Source organism: Siccibacter colletis (assembly GCF_000696575.1).
GTDB lineage: Bacteria > Pseudomonadota > Gammaproteobacteria > Enterobacterales > Enterobacteriaceae > Siccibacter > Siccibacter colletis.
Window position 1 is genome coordinate 422538 of sequence record NZ_JMSQ01000006.1, and the last position, 16242, is coordinate 438779.

Below are 16242 nucleotides of genomic sequence, written 5' to 3' on the forward strand. Positions count from 1 at the left end.
ATATCCGGGGGATCCCGGATATCAGGGCACCTCATCAATGCCGCTTACGCAAATTCTCAATCACCGTGGTCAAATCGAGATCCTGATCCTGGAGCAGCACCAGCAGGTGATACATCAGGTCTGAAGCCTCGTTGGTCAGCTCGTGGCGGTCGTTCACCGTAGCGGCCAGCGCGGTCTCGACACCTTCTTCCCCGACCTTTTGCGCGATACGCTTGGTGCCGCTGGCGTAGAGCTTCGCGGTGTAGGAGCTCTCCGGATCGGCGGTCTTGCGTGACGCCAACAGCTGCTCCAGCTCCCACAGGAAGTGCCACTGATGATGCGCCTCGCCAAAGCAGCTGGAAGTGCCGAGGTGGCAGGTCGGCCCGACAGGATTGACCAGAATCAGCAGGGTGTCGTTATCGCAGTCCGGGGTGATGCTGACCACGTTAAGAAAATGCCCCGAGGACTCGCCCTTGGTCCACAGCCGCTGTTTGGTACGCGACCAGAAAGTCACTTTCCCGCTCTGTTCGGTGACGCGCAGCGCCTCGTCGTTCATGTAGCCCAGCATCAGTACTTCACCGGACACCGCGTGCTGGATCACCGCCGGCAGCAGGCCGTCGGTTTTTTCGAAGTCCAGCTGCGTGCGTTGTTGCTCTGTTAACATACCCGAATCTCCACGCCCTGCAGTGCCAGGTACGCTTTTAGCTCGCCAATATTGATAATCTGCTTGTGGAACACCGATGCCGCCAGCGCGCCGTCCACGTCCGCATCGCGAAACGCCTCGTGGAAGTGTTCCATGGTCCCGGCACCGCCGGAGGCGATGAGCGGAACGTGGCACACCTCTCGCACTTTTTTTAGCTGAACCAGGTCATAGCCGTTGCGTACGCCGTCCTGGTTCATCATGTTCAGCACAATTTCCCCTGCGCCGCGCTTCTGTACTTCCTGCACCCAGTCGAGGGTCTCCCACTGGGTCACACGGGTGCGGCTTTCGTCGCCGGTATATTGATTAACGTGATATTTCCCGCTGGTTTCGTCAAACCAGGTATCAATCCCCACCACGATGCACTGCACGCCGAAACGGTCGGCAAGGCGGGTGATAAGCTCGGGGTCGGCCAGCGCCGGGGAATTAATGGAGATTTTGTCAGCCCCGAAGGTGAGAATTTTCGCCGCGTCTTCCGCGGATTTGATCCCGCCAGCGACGCAGAACGGAATGTCGATCACTTCCGCCACGCGTGAGACCCAGCTCTTGTCCACCACGCGGCCATCGCTGGATGCGGTGATATCGTAGAACACCAGTTCGTCGGCGCCTTCTTCGGCGTAGCGTTTCGCCAGCGGCACGATGTCGCCGATGATCTCATGGTTGCGGAACTGCACGCCTTTCACAACCTGACCGTCGCGCACGTCGAGGCAGGGGATTATCCGTTTTGCCAGCATTGAATTGCCTCCGTTACCGTAAATTTACCTTCCAGCAGCGCGCGACCCACGATCACACCGCTGACGCCGCTGTCGGTGAGCGCCGCAATGTCTGCCAGACCACCAATACCACCGGACGCCTGGAATGCCACCTGGGGGTAGCGGGCGCACACTTCTCTGTAAAGTTCGACGTTTGAACCAGCAAGCGTGCCGTCGCGCGAAATATCCGTGCACAGCACGTGCTTCAGGCCGAAGGGGAGATACTGCTCCACCAGCGCTTCCAGCGTGACGCCGGAGTTCTCCTGCCAGCCGCTTACCGCCACCTGTTTGTTGCCCGCCGCGTCAATGCGCACGTCGAGCGCCAGCACCAGCTGGTCGGCGCCGAAGCGGGTAAACCACTGCTGAACCTGCTCCGGCGACTTCACCGCCGTGGAGCCAACTACCACCCGCGCCACGCCTGCGTCCAGCAGGGCCGCGACGTCCTCTGCGCTGCGTACGCCGCCGCCAACCTGTACCGGCACGCTGACGCCCGCTACCAGGGTTTTCAGCAACGGGATCTGGCGCTGCGCCGGATCTTTCGCCCCGGTTAAATCCACCAGGTGCAGCACCTCTGCGCCCTGCGCCTGGTAATCCTGCAGGCGCGGGAGCGGATCGCTGCCGTAGTCGCGCTGCTGCCCGTAGTCGCCCTGATGGAGACGCACCACCGTTCCGTCTATCAAATCCAGTGCCGGAATAATCATTTACATCTCCAGGAAGTTTTTCAGCAGCTGCGCGCCCGCCGCGCCGGAGCGCTCCGGGTGGAACTGCACGCCGTAGAAGTTATCTTTCTGCACCGCGGCGGTAAACGGCTCGCCGTAGCTGCACTGGGCGATGGTGCAGGGATTCACCGGCATCGCGTAGCTGTGCACGAAGTAGAAGTACGCCCCGTCCTCGATCCCGCGGAACAGGTGGTTGCCCGCTTTCGGGTAGACGCGGTTCCAGCCCATGTGCGGCAGCGGCAGGCCGACGTCGGTCATGTGCGGCACCGGCTCGTCGATAATGCCCAGCAGCTCAACGCCGCCACTTTCATCGCTGTGACTGCCAAGCAGCTGCATACCGAGGCAAATTCCCAGCACCGGCTGGGTACAGGCTTTAATCAGGTCCACCAGCTCGCGCTCGTGCAGCTGGTCCATCGCCGCGCGGGCAGTACCGACACCGGGCAGCAGCAGCTTGTCGGCGCGCAGCACCACGTCCGGATCGCGGCTGACCAGCGGCTCATAGCCGAGACGCTCGATGGCCCATTTGACGGATGAGAGGTTGGCGCAGCCGGTATCAAGGATCACCACGCTCATTACAGCACTCCTTTCGACGAGGGAAGGGTGTCGCCTTCCACGCGGATCGCCTGGCGCAGCGTACGGCCAAAGGCTTTAAACAGGCTCTCAACGCGGTGGTGATCGTTTTTACCTTTGGTTTTCAGGTGCAGCGTCACCGCCATAGTGTAGGAGAGGGAGCGGAAGAAGTGCTCAACCATCTCGGTGCTGAGATCGCCCACGCGCTGATAGGTGAATTCCGCCTTGTATTCGAGGTGCGGGCGGCCGGAGATATCCAGCGCACAGCGCGCCAGACACTCGTCCATCGGCAGCACGAAGCCGAAACGGTTGATGCCGCGCTTGTCGCCCAGCGCCAGCTTCAGCGCCTCGCCCAGCGCCAGGCCGGTATCTTCCACGGTGTGGTGGTCGTCGATATAGAGGTCGCCTTTCACCGCAATCTCCATGCGGAAACCGCCGTGGGTGGCAATCTGGTCCAGCATGTGGTCGAAGAAGCCGACGCCGGTATTGATCTTGCTGCCGCCTTCGCGATCCAGCCACACCTTAACGTCAATCTGCGTCTCTTTGGTGTTGCGCTCAACGTGGGCGTAGCGGTCACGCTTCGTCAGCTGTTCGCCGATAGCCGCCCAGCCGAGGGTGTCGCGCTGATAGCGCAGCCCCTGGATACCCATGTTTTCCGCCAGCGTTACGTCGGTAGCGCGGTCGCCGATGACGTAGCTGTTGGCACGATCCATCACGCCATCTTCAAGATAGCCAGTGACCATCGCCAGCTTCGGCTTGCGGCAGTCGCACGCGTCGGCAGGCAGGTGCGGGCAGATAAGCACTTGGTCGAACGCCACGCCCTGAGAGGTAAAAATCTGCATCATCAGGTTATGCGGACCGTCAAAATCCGCCTGCGGGAAACTGGCAGTACCCAGCCCGTCCTGATTGGTGATCATCACCAGCCGGTAGCCGGCTTTCTGCAGCTGCAGCAGCACCGGAATGGCGTCCGGTTCGAACGCCAGCTTCTCCATGCGGTCTACCTGGAAATCCTCTGGCGGTTCAGAGATCAGGGTGCCGTCGCGGTCAATAAAAAGGATCTTCTGGCTCATTGCTTCTCCGTGGCGGTCAGGCCGGGTTGGTCACGCAGCGCATCCAGGACGCGCTGGCACTCGTCGCGGGTGCCGACGGTAATGCGCAGGCAGCCGCTGAGCGACGGTTGTTTGTTCTGGTCACGCAAGATAATGCCCTGATCCCACAGCGATTTAAACACCGCGCTGGAGGTGGTGATGCGCGCCAGCACGTAGTTGGTTTCCGACGGGAACACCGCTTCCACACAGGGCAGGCTTTGCAGGCCGTCAATCAGCCGCTGGCGGTTCTCAAGAATTGCCGCCACGCGGGCGCGCATGGCCTCAATGCCCTGCGGGCTTAGCGCCTGAGCGGCGATGTCCGCCACCGGGGTAGAGAGCGGGTAAGGGGCGATCACCTTCATCAGCAGGGCGATAACCTCTTCGCTGGCGAGGGTAAACCCGCAGCGCAGCCCGGCCAGGGCAAAGGCTTTGGAGAGCGTACGCAGCACCATCAGGTGAGGGTACTCTTCAATCCAGCTGGCCAGCGAGGCCTGCGGGCAAAATTCAATATAGGCTTCGTCCGCCACAACCAGCGCTTTGCCGCGGGTTATCTCCAGCAGGTCACGGATATCCTGCGGGTTAATCAACTGGCCGGTAGGGTTGTTGGGGCTGCACACGAAGACCACTTTCACGCCGTCGAGCCGGGCGGCAATGCCCTCCAGATCGAGCTGCCAGCCGTCAAGCGTCGGCACGGTACGGCATTCGATGCCGATAGTTTCCGCGCTGACGCTGTACATGCCATAGGTAGGCGGGCAGTAGAGAACGGCATCCTGGCCCGGTTCGCAGAAGGCGCGCATCACCAGTTCGATGCCTTCGTCCGCGCCGCGGCTCACCAGCACCTGCTCCGGTTTGACCCCGGCGTACTGCGCATAGCGTTCGATCACCGCTTTTGGCTGGCACTCGGGATAGCGGTTGAGCGTCTGCTGCGTCAGCTCGAATGGCACCGCGGTCGGGTATTCGTTGGCGTTAAGCCAGACGTCGCCGTTGCCGCCAAGACGGCGCGCAGACTGATACGGGGTCAGGGCACGCACATTGGCGCGGGCTAAATCTTCGCTGCTCATACCTTCTCCTTCAGGGCGGCCACACGCAGGGTGACGGCGTTTTTGTGGGCGGTAAGCTGTTCAGCCGCGGCCAGGGTTTCGATGGTTTGCGCCAGGGCGGAGAAGCCCGCTGGGGTCAGTTCCTGCACCGTCATGCGCTTCTGGAAATCAGCCAGCCCGAGGCTGGAGCAGGTCGAGGTGTAACCGTAGGTCGGCAGCACGTGGTTGGTGCCAGAGGCATAATCTCCCGCCGACTCCGGCGACCAGTCACCGAGAAACACCGACCCGGCGCTGGTGATGCTATCCACCAGCTCGCGAGCGTTGCGGGTCTGAATGATCAGGTGCTCCGGGCCGTACTGGTTAGAGATGGCGATACACTGCGCCAGATCCCGGGCCACGATCAGGCGGCTGGACGCCAGCGCCTGGCGGGCAGTTTCAGCGCGCGGCAGGTCGGCGAGCTGCTGTTCCACAGCGTCGGCCACGGCACGCGCCATGTTTTCATCCGGGGTCAGCAACACCACCTGCGAATCCGGCCCGTGTTCCGCCTGGGAAAGCAGATCGGAGGCGACAAATGCTGGCGTGGCGCCGCTGTCTGCAATGACCAGCACTTCCGACGGCCCGGCGGGCATATCAATCGCCGCACCGTCCAGACGCTGGCTCACCTGGCGTTTGGCTTCGGTAACAAAGGCGTTACCAGGGCCAAAGATTTTGTCTACTTTCGGCACGCTGTCGGTGCCAAAAGCCATAGCGGCAATGGCCTGCGCACCACCCACCCGGAACACCTGCTGTACACCGCACAGCTTTGCAGCATAGAGAATTTCGTCAGCAATCGGCGGCGGCGAGCAGAGCACCACCTGCTGGCAAGCAGCGATACGCGCCGGGGTCGCCAGCATCAGCACCGTGGAGAACAGCGGCGCGGAGCCGCCGGGGATATAGAGGCCCACCGAGGCGATGGGGCGCGTCACCTGCTGGCAGCGCACGCCGGGCATGGTTTCGATATCCACCGCCGGCAGCTGCTGGGCGCGGTGGAAGGTCTCGATATTGCTGGCGGCCACCGCCATCGCGGCTTTGATGTCATCCCCCAGGCGCGCGCAGGCAGCATCGATCTCCGCTGCGCTCACCGGGAGAGCCGCCACCTCGGTTTTATCGAACTTTGCGCTGTAGGCTTTCAACGCTGCATCGCCGTCGCGTTTGACGTTATCCAGGATCTCGCTGACGGTACGAGCGATGCTGTCAGACGCCGATACTGCCGGACGGGTCAGGAGCTGACGCTGCTCGGCGTCGCTACAGGCATTCCAGTCAATCAGAGTGGTAAAGGCCATGATTTACTCCATCATCTTCTCAATCGGCAGCACCAGAATGGAGCTGGCCCCCAGCGCTTTCAGTTTTTCCATGGTTTCCCAGAACAGGGTTTCACTGCTCACCATGTGCATCGCCACGCGCTGCTGATCCCCGGCCAGCGGCAGAATGGTCGGGCGCTCAGCGCCTGGCAGCAGGGCGATGACTTCATCAAGGCGCTCGGTCGGCGCGTGCATCATGATGTACTTGGATTCGCGTGCCTGGATCACGCCCTGGATGCGGGTCAACAGCTTGTCGATGAGCTGCTGTTTGGCATCCGGCATGTCGCCGTCGCGCTGGATCAGGCAGGCTTTGGAGCGGTAGATAACTTCCACTTCGCGCAGGCCGTTGGCTTCAAGCGTCGCGCCGGTAGAGACCAGATCGCAGATGGCATCGGCCAGACCGGCACGCGGTGCCACTTCCACCGAGCCGTTGAGCAGGCAGGATTTAAACTGCACGCCTTTCTGGTCGAGATAGCGTTTCAGCAGGTGCGGATAGGAGGTGGCGATGCGTTTTCCGTTGAGCGCCGCCGGGCCGTCCCAGGCTTCGTCAACCGCGGTTGCCAGCGACAGGCGGCAGCCGCCGAAATCGAGACGACGCAGGGTGAAGTAGCGCGGATCTTCGCCCTGAGCGCGGCGCGTCAGCAGCTCCTCTTCCAGCACGTTCTCACCAATGATCCCCAGATCCACCACGCCATCCATCACCAGCCCCGGAATGTCGTCGTCACGCACGCGCAGAATATCGATCGGCATATTCTCTGCCAGAGCAATCAGGCGCTGGGTGTGCAGATTAATTTTGATGCCGCAGCGGGCCAGCAGTTCGCGTGAATCGTCGCTCAGGCGCCCTGATTTCTGAATAGCTATGCGTAAACGGGTGTTATCTAACATTCTCGGTTCCTCGTAATCCTGTCGTGGTCGGTCTGCAATCATCGTAAAGGTTTTATTTTTATCCGCGGCTTTCGGCTGGTGTAAGCACAAAAAAAAGCCCCCGGAAGGCGATCTTCCGGGGGCTTTCTGTTGCGTTCTGCACCACTGGAAGATCCTGAATGTCTCCCAGCACACATCGCCTGAAAGACTAGTCAGGGTGATGGTGATGATGGTGGTTTTTAATCTGAACGCAGTTCATAAAATTCTCTGATGAATGAGTATTCACAATGGGTCTTACCGTAAACCAGGTATGTGCAGGAAGGCAAGGGCTTTTTTTCATCATGAGTGCGTTTCATCCTGCGCCTGCCGATTGCCACCGTCACCGGGCAGAGGTAGCCTTACCCCGCGGCAGCCGTGCAGGCCGTGCCGTTGTCGGTTACGCTTTAACGATGCGCATCGCGTCGCTTCAGGATCCAGGAGAAAGGTATGAAAAAGGTGGCTATTGTCGGTTTGGGGTGGCTGGGAATGCCGCTGGCGCTCGCGCTGAATGCGCGCGGCTGGCAGGTTACCGGCAGCAAGACCACGCCGGACGGCGTAGAGGCGGCGCGCATGTGCGGCATTGAGAGCTATCCGCTTGAGCTCACGCCGGAGCTGGTGTGCGACAGCGATGAACTGGATGCGCTGCTGAACGTTGATGCGCTGGTGGTGACGCTTCCCGCCCGTCGCACCGGGGAGGGCGATACCTTTTATCAGCAGGCGGTGCAGGAGATAGTCGACAGCGCGCTGGCGCACCGTATCCCGCGCATCATCTTCACCAGCTCCACGTCGGTGTACGGTGACGTGGACGGCACGGTAAAAGAGAGCACCCCACTGCAGCCGGTTACCCACAGCGGTCGCGTGCTGAAGGAGCTGGAGGCGTGGCTGCATCAGCTACCGGGCACCTCGGTGGACATTCTGCGCCTCGCCGGGCTGGTCGGGCCTGGGCGGCATCCCGGCCGCTTCTTCGCTGGCAAAACAGCCCCCAACGGCAGTCACGGCGTGAATATGGTTCATCTCGAAGACGTGGTGTCAGCCATTACGCTGCTGCTGGAAACCCCAAAGGGGGGCCGCACCTATAACCTTTGTGCACCGCACCATCCGGCCCGCGCCGAATTCTATCCGCTGATGGCGCGCCAGCTGGGCCTTGAACCGCCGCAGTTCAGTAACAGTGAAGCCGGCACGCAGGGCAAGCGCGTTGACGGCAACCGCATCTGCAACGAGCTTGGTTTCGAATACCGCTATCCCGACCCGCTGGTGATGCCGATGGCATAACCCCCGCGCCCCCGCTTCGACGGCCTGCGCCGGAGCGGGATCTCATGCTGTTCCTGCTGCATTTTCCCTGTTTTTTTATCGCCTCTCCCGCCTCCTGCGGCGGCTTTCTGCGCTTCGTCTCACTTCTCTGGTAAAGCCTTTACCCTCGTCTATGTTTAAGAAGGGCGGGCATGCGCCGGATATTTTTCTCGCAAGGAGAAGGTATGAGTCAGACCAATCAGCAGTGGCAGACGCGGCGTGAGGCGGCGGTGGCGCAGGGGGTAGGAAACGCGCTGCCGGTCTATATTGCGCGCGCGCGCAACGCCGAACTTTGGGACGTAGAGGGCAAGCGCTACATCGACTTTGCCTCCGGGATTGCGGTGTTGAATACCGGGCATAACCATCCAGCGGTAATCGACGCGGTGAAAGCGCAGCTGGAGTACTTCACCCATCCCTGTTTTCAGGTGACGCCGTATGGCAACTATATTGAACTGGCGGAGCGGCTCAACGCCCTGGTGCCGATCGAGGCTGCCTGCCAGACGCTGTTTCTTTCTACTGGTGCCGAGGCGGTAGAGAACGCGATTAAGGTCGCGCGCATCGCTACCGGACGCTCAGCGGTGATCGCGTTTCGCGGTGCCTTCCACGGACGAACGCTGCTTGGTATGGCGTTGACCGGTAAAGTTCAGCCCTATAAGAAAGGTTACGGCCCGTTCCCGGCGGGTATCTACCACGCCCCCTATCCGGCAGCCTATCTCGGCGTGAGCGATACTCAGGCACTGGCCTCGCTGGCGGGCATTTTTGCCGCCGACGTCGCCCCGGAAGAGGTCGCAGCGATCATCATCGAACCGGTGCAGGGAGAGGGCGGTTTTTATCCTGCCTCCACGCACTTCATGCAGCAGCTGCGCGCCCTGTGTGACCGGCACGGCATTGTACTGATTGTTGATGAGATCCAGAGCGGCTTCTGCCGCACCGGGAAAACCTTCGCCATTGAACACACCGGCGTGGAGCCGGATCTGATCACCATGGCGAAAAGCCTGGCGGGCGGCTTCCCGCTGGCGGCGCTGGTGGGGCGTAAGGCGCTGTTCGATAAAGCCCTGCCGGGCGGGCTGGGCGGAACCTACGCCGGCTCGCCGATAGCCATTGCCGCCGCGCTGGCGGTGACCGATCTGATCGAGCGCGCGCAGCTGAATGAGAAAGCCCAGGCGGTGGGCGAGCAGATCGTGACGCGCCTGACCCGGCTGGCTGAGGAGTATGACTGCATCGGCGACGTGCGCGGCGTTGGAGCAATGGTGGCGATGGAGCTGGTAGAGGGGCGCGACAGCCAGAAGCCAGATAAAGAATTGACCCAGTTATTGATACAGGAAGCGGGGCGGCAGGGGCTGGTGTTGCTCTCCTGCGGCGTGCGTGCCAACGTAATCCGTTTCCTGGTTCCGCTGACGGCGGAAAAAGAAATTGTCGATGAGGGGCTCAACATCTTGTCATCGTGCCTGAAAGTGTTGCAAAATACGCGCCCTGCAAAATGAGAATTAGCCGACGTGAATAACGTCGGTTATTTTTTTGCAATTAAGAAACGTCATTTTAAAACAAGAGGCCGGGCTTCGTACCGGATAGATACTTACTAAAGATCGACAGTCGTGTCGCCGAGGAAATAAGAAAGATGGGGCAATTTTTTGCATTTGCGACGGCACACGCCGTAATGGAGATCAGCCATGTCGCATAACGTTACTCCAGGTACTACCACCTCTCGCGTGGAATTGCGTAAGACCCTTACGCTGATTCCGGTTGTAATGATGGGCCTTGCCTATATGCAGCCGATGACGCTGTTCGATACGTTCGGTATCGTATCCGGCCTGACCAGTGGTCACGTCGCAACAGCCTATGCCTTCGCGCTGGTCGCGATCCTCTTTACCGCTATCAGCTACGGTAAACTGGTGCGCCGCTTCCCGTCGGCTGGCTCCGCTTATACCTACGCCCAGAAATCCATCAGCCCGGCTGTTGGCTTTATGGTTGGCTGGTCATCCCTGCTGGACTATCTGTTCATGCCGATGATCAACATCCTGCTGGCGAAAATTTACTTCGAAGCGCTGGTACCTAACGTACCGTCGTGGATGTTCGTAGTCGCGCTGGTCGCGTTTATGACCATCTCCAACCTGCGCAGCCTGAAAACCGTGGCTAACTTCAACACCGTTATCGTGGTGCTGCAGATGGGCATCGTAGCGGCTATCGTCGGTCTCATCATTTATGGTGTTTCCCACGGTGAAGGCGCTGGTACGCTGGTCAGCTCACAGCCGTTCTGGAGTGCGGATGCGCACGTTGTGCCGATGATTACCGGTGCAACCATTCTGTGCTTCTCGTTCCTCGGCTTTGACGGCATCAGCTCGCTGTCTGAAGAGACCAAAGACGCAGAGCGCGTGATCCCGCGTGCGATTTTCCTGACTGCCCTGATTGGCGGCCTGGTATTTATCGCGGCGTCCTACTTCTTGCAGCTCTACTTCCCGGACATCTCACGCTTTAAAGATCCGGAAGCGTCTCAGCCGGAAATCATGCTCTACGTGGCGGGTAAAACCTTCCAGTACGGCGTGCTGATCTTCTCCACCATTACCGTGCTGGCTTCCGGTATGGCAGCACACGCGGGCGTTTCGCGTTTGATGTACGTGATGGGCCGTGACGGCGTGTTCCCGCGCAGCTTCTTTGGCTACGTGCATCCGAAATGGCGTACCCCGGCATTTAACGTGCTGCTGGTTGGCGCCATCGCACTGCTGGCGATTAACTTCGACCTGGTGACGGCGACGGCCCTGATTAACTTCGGTGCGCTGGTGGCGTTCACTTTCGTTAACCTGTCGGTGATCTCGCAGTTCTGGATCCGTGAGAAGCGCAACAAAACGCTAAAAGATCACTTCCAGTACCTGATCCTGCCGCTGTGCGGTGCTCTGACCGTAGGCGCGCTGTGGCTCAACCTGGAAGAGAGCTCGATGGTGCTGGGCCTGATCTGGGGTGCTATCGGTATCGTCTATCTGGCATGTGTGACCCGCAGCTTCCGCAACCCGGTGCCGCAGTACGAAGACGTTGCCCAGTAATTTCTGACACCTGCATCGCATCAATCCGGAGGCCTGGCCTCCGGATTTTTTTTGCCCGTAATCTGGCTGGCAGAATCATCTATAACCTTTCGCTATATGCTAGTGAGTTTGGTTATTGGTCACGCTGGCGCAGGCGTGAATAATGGCCGTTTTGATTTTCTGACCTGGAAACGGGTGGTGCTATGTTACAGATGATTTTAACCGGCCTGGTATGCGGCGGGCTGCTGGGCTTCGTTATGCAGCGCGGCCGTTTCTGCCTCACCGGCGGCTTCCGCGATATGTATATCGCAAAGAATAACCGCATGTTTTACGCCCTGCTGATTGCCATTGCCATCCAGTGCGTCGGCGTATTCGCCATGATCCAGGCCGGCATTGTGCGCTATGACGCGGGCGCGTTCCCGTGGCTGGGCACCGTGGTGGGCGGCTACATCTTCGGGCTGGGTATCGTTTTTGCTGGCGGCTGCGCCACCGGCACCTGGTATCGCGCCGGGGAAGGGCTTATTGGCAGCTGGATTGCGCTGTTTACCTATATGCTGATGAGCGCCATCATGCGCTCCCCGCACGCCGCCGGGCTGAACGAGACGCTGAAGCACTACAGCACAACACACAACTCGATTCCGGAAACTTTCAACCTGCCGGCCTGGCCGCTGATTGTGCTGCTGGTGGCCGTCACCCTGTGGCTGGTACGTAAAGAGCTGGCGAAGCCAAAGCTGAAGGTGGCCAGCCTGCCGCCACGTCGCACCGGGCTGGCGCATATCCTGTTTGAAAAGCGCTGGCACCCGTTCGTTACCGCGATCCTGATTGGTCTGATCGCGACCCTTGCCTGGCCGCTGAGTGAAGCCACCGGTCGCCTGTTTGGTCTCGGCATCACCTCGCCAACGGCGAACATTCTGCAGTACCTGGTGGTCGGCGACAGCAAATACATCAACTGGGGCGTGTTCCTGGTGTTGGGGATTTTCCTCGGCTCGTATATCGCCGCTAAAGCCAGCCGCGAATTTCGCGTGCGCGCCGCCGATGCCACCACCACGCTGCGCAGCGTTGCTGGCGGCCTGCTGATGGGCTTCGGCGCCAGTATGGCGGGTGGCTGCTCTATTGGTAACGGTCTGGTGATGACCGCGATGCTGACCTGGCAGGGCTGGATTGGCCTGGTATTTATGATCCTTGGCGTATGGACCGCCTCGTGGTTCCTGTTTATCCGTCCGCAGCGCAAAGCGAAACTGACTGCCGCTGCGGCCTGAGCACGTGGAGAAAGAGAATGACGATTAAGAAATTAGACGTAGTAAATCAGGTATGCCCTTTCCCGCTGATCGAAGCGAAGGCGGCGATGGCTGAGATGACTAAAGGCGATGAGCTGGTCATTGAGTTTGACTGCACCCAGGCAACCGAAGCTATCCCCCAGTGGGCAGCAGAAGAGGGCCACAGCGTCACTGACTACCAGCAGGTCGGCGATGCCTCCTGGACCATCACGGTAATGAAAGGGTGATGTTGTTGTTCGTATAAGTTGTAGAAAAGGCCGCGCTTGCGGCCTTTCTTATTGGCGGGAAGGTGAGTTTGGGTCGGTTTGTAGGGTGGGTAAGCGCAGTGTAACCACCGTTTATCTGCGGGGTATGCGGATGTGATTCCAGGGTGGGTAAGCGCAGTGCACCGACCGTTTATTTGCGGATGTATGGATGTGATTGTAGGGTGGGTAAACGAAGTGCACCCACCGTTTACCGTGCGCCCCCGTTCTGGCATGAGGACTATGGCAGGGCGGCAAAGGTTCCGTTCACCGTGGCGCCGCGCTCACATGCAAACACGGCCGCACGTGAACGGGTGAAGGGGGTTCACCGCCACCCCCTTCACAATCCCGGCTCCCGGCCACTAAAACCGGCCCTGCGGGCTGCCCTTGCCTCCGGCGTTTCGCTTCCGGTCGGACGCGATACCCCATCCCGGGGCTCGCGCCCTCTGGCGGTTCCCGACCGCCAGCCCGGACTCAACGCCTGCGCCGCGGCGGTTTTGATGCCGGTTGGGGCCATCGCTCGGGCATTGGATGATTTGTTTTTTGTGGTGGGTGCGCAGGCTTACCCACCCTACGGGAAGGGCAGGTGTAAGGGGGATTGTAGGGTGGGTAAGCGCAGCGCACCCACCGTTTACCGCACATCCGCCGTTTGTGGCGTGAGGTCTATGGAATTACGGCAAAGGTTCCGTTCACCGTGGCACCGCGCTCACATGCAAACGCTGCCGCACGTGAACGGGTGAAGGGGGTTCGCCGCCACCCCCTTCACCATCCCGGCTCCCGGCCAGTAAAACCGGCCCTACGGGCTGCCCTTGCCTCCGGCGTTTCGCTTCCGGTCGGGCGCGATACCCCATCCCGGGGCTCGCGCCCTCTGGCGGTTCCCGACCGCCAGCCCGGACTCAACACCTGTGGCGCGGCGGTTTTGATGCCGGACGGGGCCATGCCTCCGGCATGGGTTATTTGATTTTTTGGTGGGTGCGCTGCGCTTACCCACCCTACGGGATGGGGAATTTGTAGGGTGGGTAAACGAAGTGCACCCGCCATTTACCGGTGCACCCGCCTTTACCCGACGATCTCCTGCGCATACTGATACAGCGCTTTAATGAGGGCGGTTTTCTCTTTATCGCCTTCGTACTGGTTGTAGAGCATTTCCAGCTCTTGCGCCCAGCGCTGCAGATAGTCCGCGCTGAACACTTCGCGGCGATGATTGAGCCAGCGCTGCTGCTCTGCCTCATCCAGCGTACCTGGGTAGTTGCGCGCCCGGTAGTTGAACAGTAGCTTCTCAATACGCGGATCAACAAAGCTGATATCCAGCGCAGGCAGGTTCTGTGGATCGGTCTGCAGGACAATTTTCATGGCCGCCCGATCGGCGTCGCTAAAGAAGCCGTTATACAGCTGCGCGTCCACGTTGTCCGACGGCACGAACGGCTCCGCTTCGGCGTAAATTGCCACCACTTTTTCCCGCACCTGCGGATTGTCGCGAAGCAGCTTGAGGTTGTTGAGACAGTGCTGACGGTCGATTCCCAGCCGCTCGGCATCCTCCGGACGCAGCGTATTCGCCTGCGCCAGCACCGGGCACTTATTCAGATGCACCAGCTTCACCGGCACCGCGGCATCGGTGAGCTGCGCTTTAGGCGTATAGAGGCGTTCGCGCAATGCGTCGGCATCCAGTTCCAGCAGCGGCGACACATCTCCCGCGAGGTCTACCATTATTACTGCATTACGGTTTTCCGGATGCCACGCAAGCGGCGCAATCCAGCTGGTATTTCCGCGCAGCGCGCCGAACATGCCGGAGACATGCACCAGTGGCTTCATCTGCGGCACGTCAATCAGGGTGATCAGTTTCTGCTTATGGCGGAAGCTGTACAGGTAATCGAACAGCTTCGGCTGCCGGGTGCGCACCAGCTGCGCCATCGCAATGGTGGCATACACGTCAGCCATCGCATCGTGAGCATTAGCGTGCTCAATCCCGTTGGCTTTGGTCAGATGCTCCAGCCGGAAGCTCGGCAGACCATCGTCGTTTTCCGGCCAGACGATACCGTCCGGGCGCAGCGCATAGCAGGCGCGCATTACATCCAGCAGATCCCAGCGCGAGTTATCGTGCTGCCAGCTCCAGGCATAAGGGTCGTAGAAGTTGCGATAAAAGATGTTGCGCGTGACTTCGTCATCGAACCGCACGTTGTTGTAGCCCACCACACAGGTCTTCGGCACGCTGAATAAACCGTGAATACGCTTTGCGAAATCAGCTTCATTCATGCCCTGCGCCAGCGCGTGCTGCGGCGTGATTCCGGTGATCATGACCGCTTCCGGCTGGGGCAAATAGTCATCAGCAGGTTTACAGAAAAACACCTCCGGCTCGCCGATGATGTTGAATTCAGCATCGGTACGAATGGCCGCAAACTGAGCGGGGCGGTCGAGCGACGGACTTTTGCCGAAAGTTTCGTAATCGTGAAACAGAAATGTGGGTTGCGCCGGGGAGTCAGACACCAGGAAAACCATCCTTATCAGTTTTGTTAACCACCGTATGGTAAATCAATTCCGACAAAGATGCGTGCCCGGCGCGCGCATTTTTCCTGCCGCCTGGCAGCTTCTCGAGGCTGCTCGCATAATGAACATATTCACCGTTCTGCATCTCGCATTATCGCCTCGGTGGTGTATATATATACAGTCATCTTGATTAACAGGAGTGGGAGCATGGAATACAACGTTACCGCAGTGCCAGCCCGTAACGTGGCCGGGTTTCATCTGGTCGGGCCGTGGGAAAAGACCGTTCCACAAGGGTTCGAACAGTTGCTTATGTGGGTTGAAACGCACCATCTTCGCCCGGACGAATGGATCGCGGTCTACTACGATAACCCGGACTGTACCCCGCCTGAAAAACTGCGTGCAGCCACGGTGGTGTCAGTGCCGGAGGGTTTTGCCATTCCGGAAAACAGCGTGGGCGTTATCCACACGGAAATCACCGGTGGGCAGTATGCGGTCGCGCGCGCAAGGGTACAGGACGGTGATTTTGGTAAACCCTGGCTGTTGTTCTTCAACAGCCTGCTCGGGGATGCCAGCGTTATGCCAGCCCCGTTGCCGTGCTTTGAAATCTACCTCAATGACGGCAAGGCAGATGGTTTCTGGGATATTGAAATGCATATTCCGGTGACGGAGAAGGTGGACTGAACGAATCAGGGCTGACTCTTACTTTTCCGCCTTTAACCCGCAGGTCATGTTAAAAGGTAGATAATGATATGTTAACGCAGCGGTTAAATATGGTTTACGGGGTGCTAATTTGCAGCCGTTGATAAAAAATAGCCAGTGGAGAAGGGCGGATTTACCGGGC

General features: G+C 59.7%; 16 protein-coding genes and 1 other annotated feature. Of the genes, 6 read left to right on the top strand and 10 right to left on the bottom strand.

Annotated features, from left to right (window positions below):
• Nucleotides 1–34 precede the first annotated feature (34 nt).
• From hisIE to hisL, 9 genes are all read right to left on the bottom strand, one after another.
• Entirely contained in the window at nucleotides 35–643 is a 609-nt protein-coding gene (hisIE, locus tag ET34_RS0107605) for a bifunctional phosphoribosyl-AMP cyclohydrolase/phosphoribosyl-ATP diphosphatase HisIE (protein ID WP_031520878.1), read from the bottom strand.
• A complete protein-coding gene (hisF, locus tag ET34_RS0107610; protein WP_031520879.1) occupies nucleotides 637–1413 on the bottom strand; it encodes an imidazole glycerol phosphate synthase subunit HisF in 777 nt (258 codons plus the stop codon). Before hisF ends, hisIE begins: the two co-directional genes overlap by 7 nt.
• Nucleotides 1395–2132 carry a 1-(5-phosphoribosyl)-5-[(5-phosphoribosylamino)methylideneamino]imidazole-4-carboxamide isomerase gene (hisA, locus tag ET34_RS0107615; protein ID WP_031520880.1) on the bottom strand — a complete coding sequence of 246 codons (738 nt, stop codon included), beginning with the start codon at nucleotides 2130–2132 and terminating at the stop codon, nucleotides 1395–1397. The genes hisF and hisA overlap by 19 nt, the downstream gene beginning before the upstream one ends.
• The gene (gene hisH / locus ET34_RS0107620; RefSeq protein WP_031520882.1) at nucleotides 2133–2723 is read right to left on the bottom strand and encodes an imidazole glycerol phosphate synthase subunit HisH; all 591 of its coding nucleotides are present in this window, start codon (nucleotides 2721–2723) and stop codon (nucleotides 2133–2135) included. It abuts the gene before it with no gap.
• Complete coding sequence (gene hisB, locus ET34_RS0107625) at nucleotides 2723–3790, bottom strand: bifunctional histidinol-phosphatase/imidazoleglycerol-phosphate dehydratase HisB (protein WP_031520884.1); 1068 nt, start codon at nucleotides 3788–3790, stop codon at nucleotides 2723–2725. Before hisB ends, hisH begins: the two co-directional genes overlap by 1 nt.
• On the bottom strand, nucleotides 3787–4869 hold the full coding sequence (gene hisC, locus ET34_RS0107630; RefSeq protein ID WP_031520885.1) for a histidinol-phosphate transaminase: 1083 nt from the start codon (nucleotides 4867–4869) through the stop codon (nucleotides 3787–3789). Before hisC ends, hisB begins: the two co-directional genes overlap by 4 nt.
• Nucleotides 4866–6170, bottom strand: a complete 1305-nt coding sequence (gene hisD / locus ET34_RS0107635; protein ID WP_031520887.1) for a histidinol dehydrogenase — start codon at nucleotides 6168–6170, stop codon at nucleotides 4866–4868. Before hisD ends, hisC begins: the two co-directional genes overlap by 4 nt.
• Nucleotides 6171–6173: 3 nt before the next feature.
• On the bottom strand, nucleotides 6174–7073 hold the full coding sequence (gene hisG / locus ET34_RS0107640; RefSeq protein WP_031520889.1) for an ATP phosphoribosyltransferase: 900 nt from the start codon (nucleotides 7071–7073) through the stop codon (nucleotides 6174–6176).
• 88 nt (nucleotides 7074–7161) lie between these two features.
• Nucleotides 7162–7285 (bottom strand) — a sequence feature (His leader region).
• Entirely contained in the window at nucleotides 7261–7395 is a 135-nt protein-coding gene (hisL, locus tag ET34_RS23125; RefSeq protein ID WP_330217959.1) for a his operon leader peptide, read from the bottom strand. It overlaps the preceding feature by 25 nt.
• 143 nt (nucleotides 7396–7538) lie before the next feature.
• Here hisL and ET34_RS0107645 point away from each other — a divergent pair, with 143 nt between their 5' ends.
• The 5 genes from ET34_RS0107645 to tsuB all read left to right on the top strand — a co-directional run bounded on the left by ET34_RS0107645 (nucleotide 7539) and on the right by tsuB (nucleotide 12902).
• Nucleotides 7539–8363, top strand: a complete 825-nt coding sequence (locus ET34_RS0107645; RefSeq protein ID WP_031520891.1) for an SDR family oxidoreductase — start codon at nucleotides 7539–7541, stop codon at nucleotides 8361–8363.
• 203 nt (nucleotides 8364–8566) lie between these two features.
• Nucleotides 8567–9865 carry a 4-aminobutyrate--2-oxoglutarate transaminase gene (gabT, locus tag ET34_RS0107655; RefSeq protein WP_031520893.1) on the top strand — a complete coding sequence of 433 codons (1299 nt, stop codon included), beginning with the start codon at nucleotides 8567–8569 and terminating at the stop codon, nucleotides 9863–9865.
• 186 nt (nucleotides 9866–10051) lie between these two features.
• Nucleotides 10052–11419 (top strand): APC family permease, encoded by a 1368-nt coding sequence (locus tag ET34_RS0107660; RefSeq protein ID WP_031520895.1) that lies wholly within the window; start codon nucleotides 10052–10054, stop codon nucleotides 11417–11419.
• A 182-nt stretch (nucleotides 11420–11601) separates the two neighbouring features.
• A complete protein-coding gene (gene tsuA, locus ET34_RS0107665) occupies nucleotides 11602–12657 on the top strand; it encodes a thiosulfate utilization transporter TsuA/YeeE (protein ID WP_031520897.1) in 1056 nt (351 codons plus the stop codon).
• Nucleotides 12658–12674: 17 nt separating this feature from the next.
• Entirely contained in the window at nucleotides 12675–12902 is a 228-nt protein-coding gene (gene tsuB / locus ET34_RS0107670) for a thiosulfate utilization sulfurtransferase TsuB/YeeD (protein WP_031520899.1), read from the top strand.
• A gap of 1074 nt (nucleotides 12903–13976) precedes the next feature.
• Here tsuB and sbcB read toward each other — a convergent pair.
• Entirely contained in the window at nucleotides 13977–15413 is a 1437-nt protein-coding gene (sbcB, locus tag ET34_RS0107675) for an exodeoxyribonuclease I (protein WP_413783766.1), read from the bottom strand.
• A gap of 195 nt (nucleotides 15414–15608) precedes the next feature.
• Between sbcB and sbmC the strand changes: the two genes are divergently transcribed.
• Complete coding sequence (gene sbmC, locus ET34_RS0107680; protein ID WP_031520903.1) at nucleotides 15609–16082, top strand: DNA gyrase inhibitor SbmC; 474 nt, start codon at nucleotides 15609–15611, stop codon at nucleotides 16080–16082.
• Nucleotides 16083–16242 lie beyond the last annotated feature (160 nt).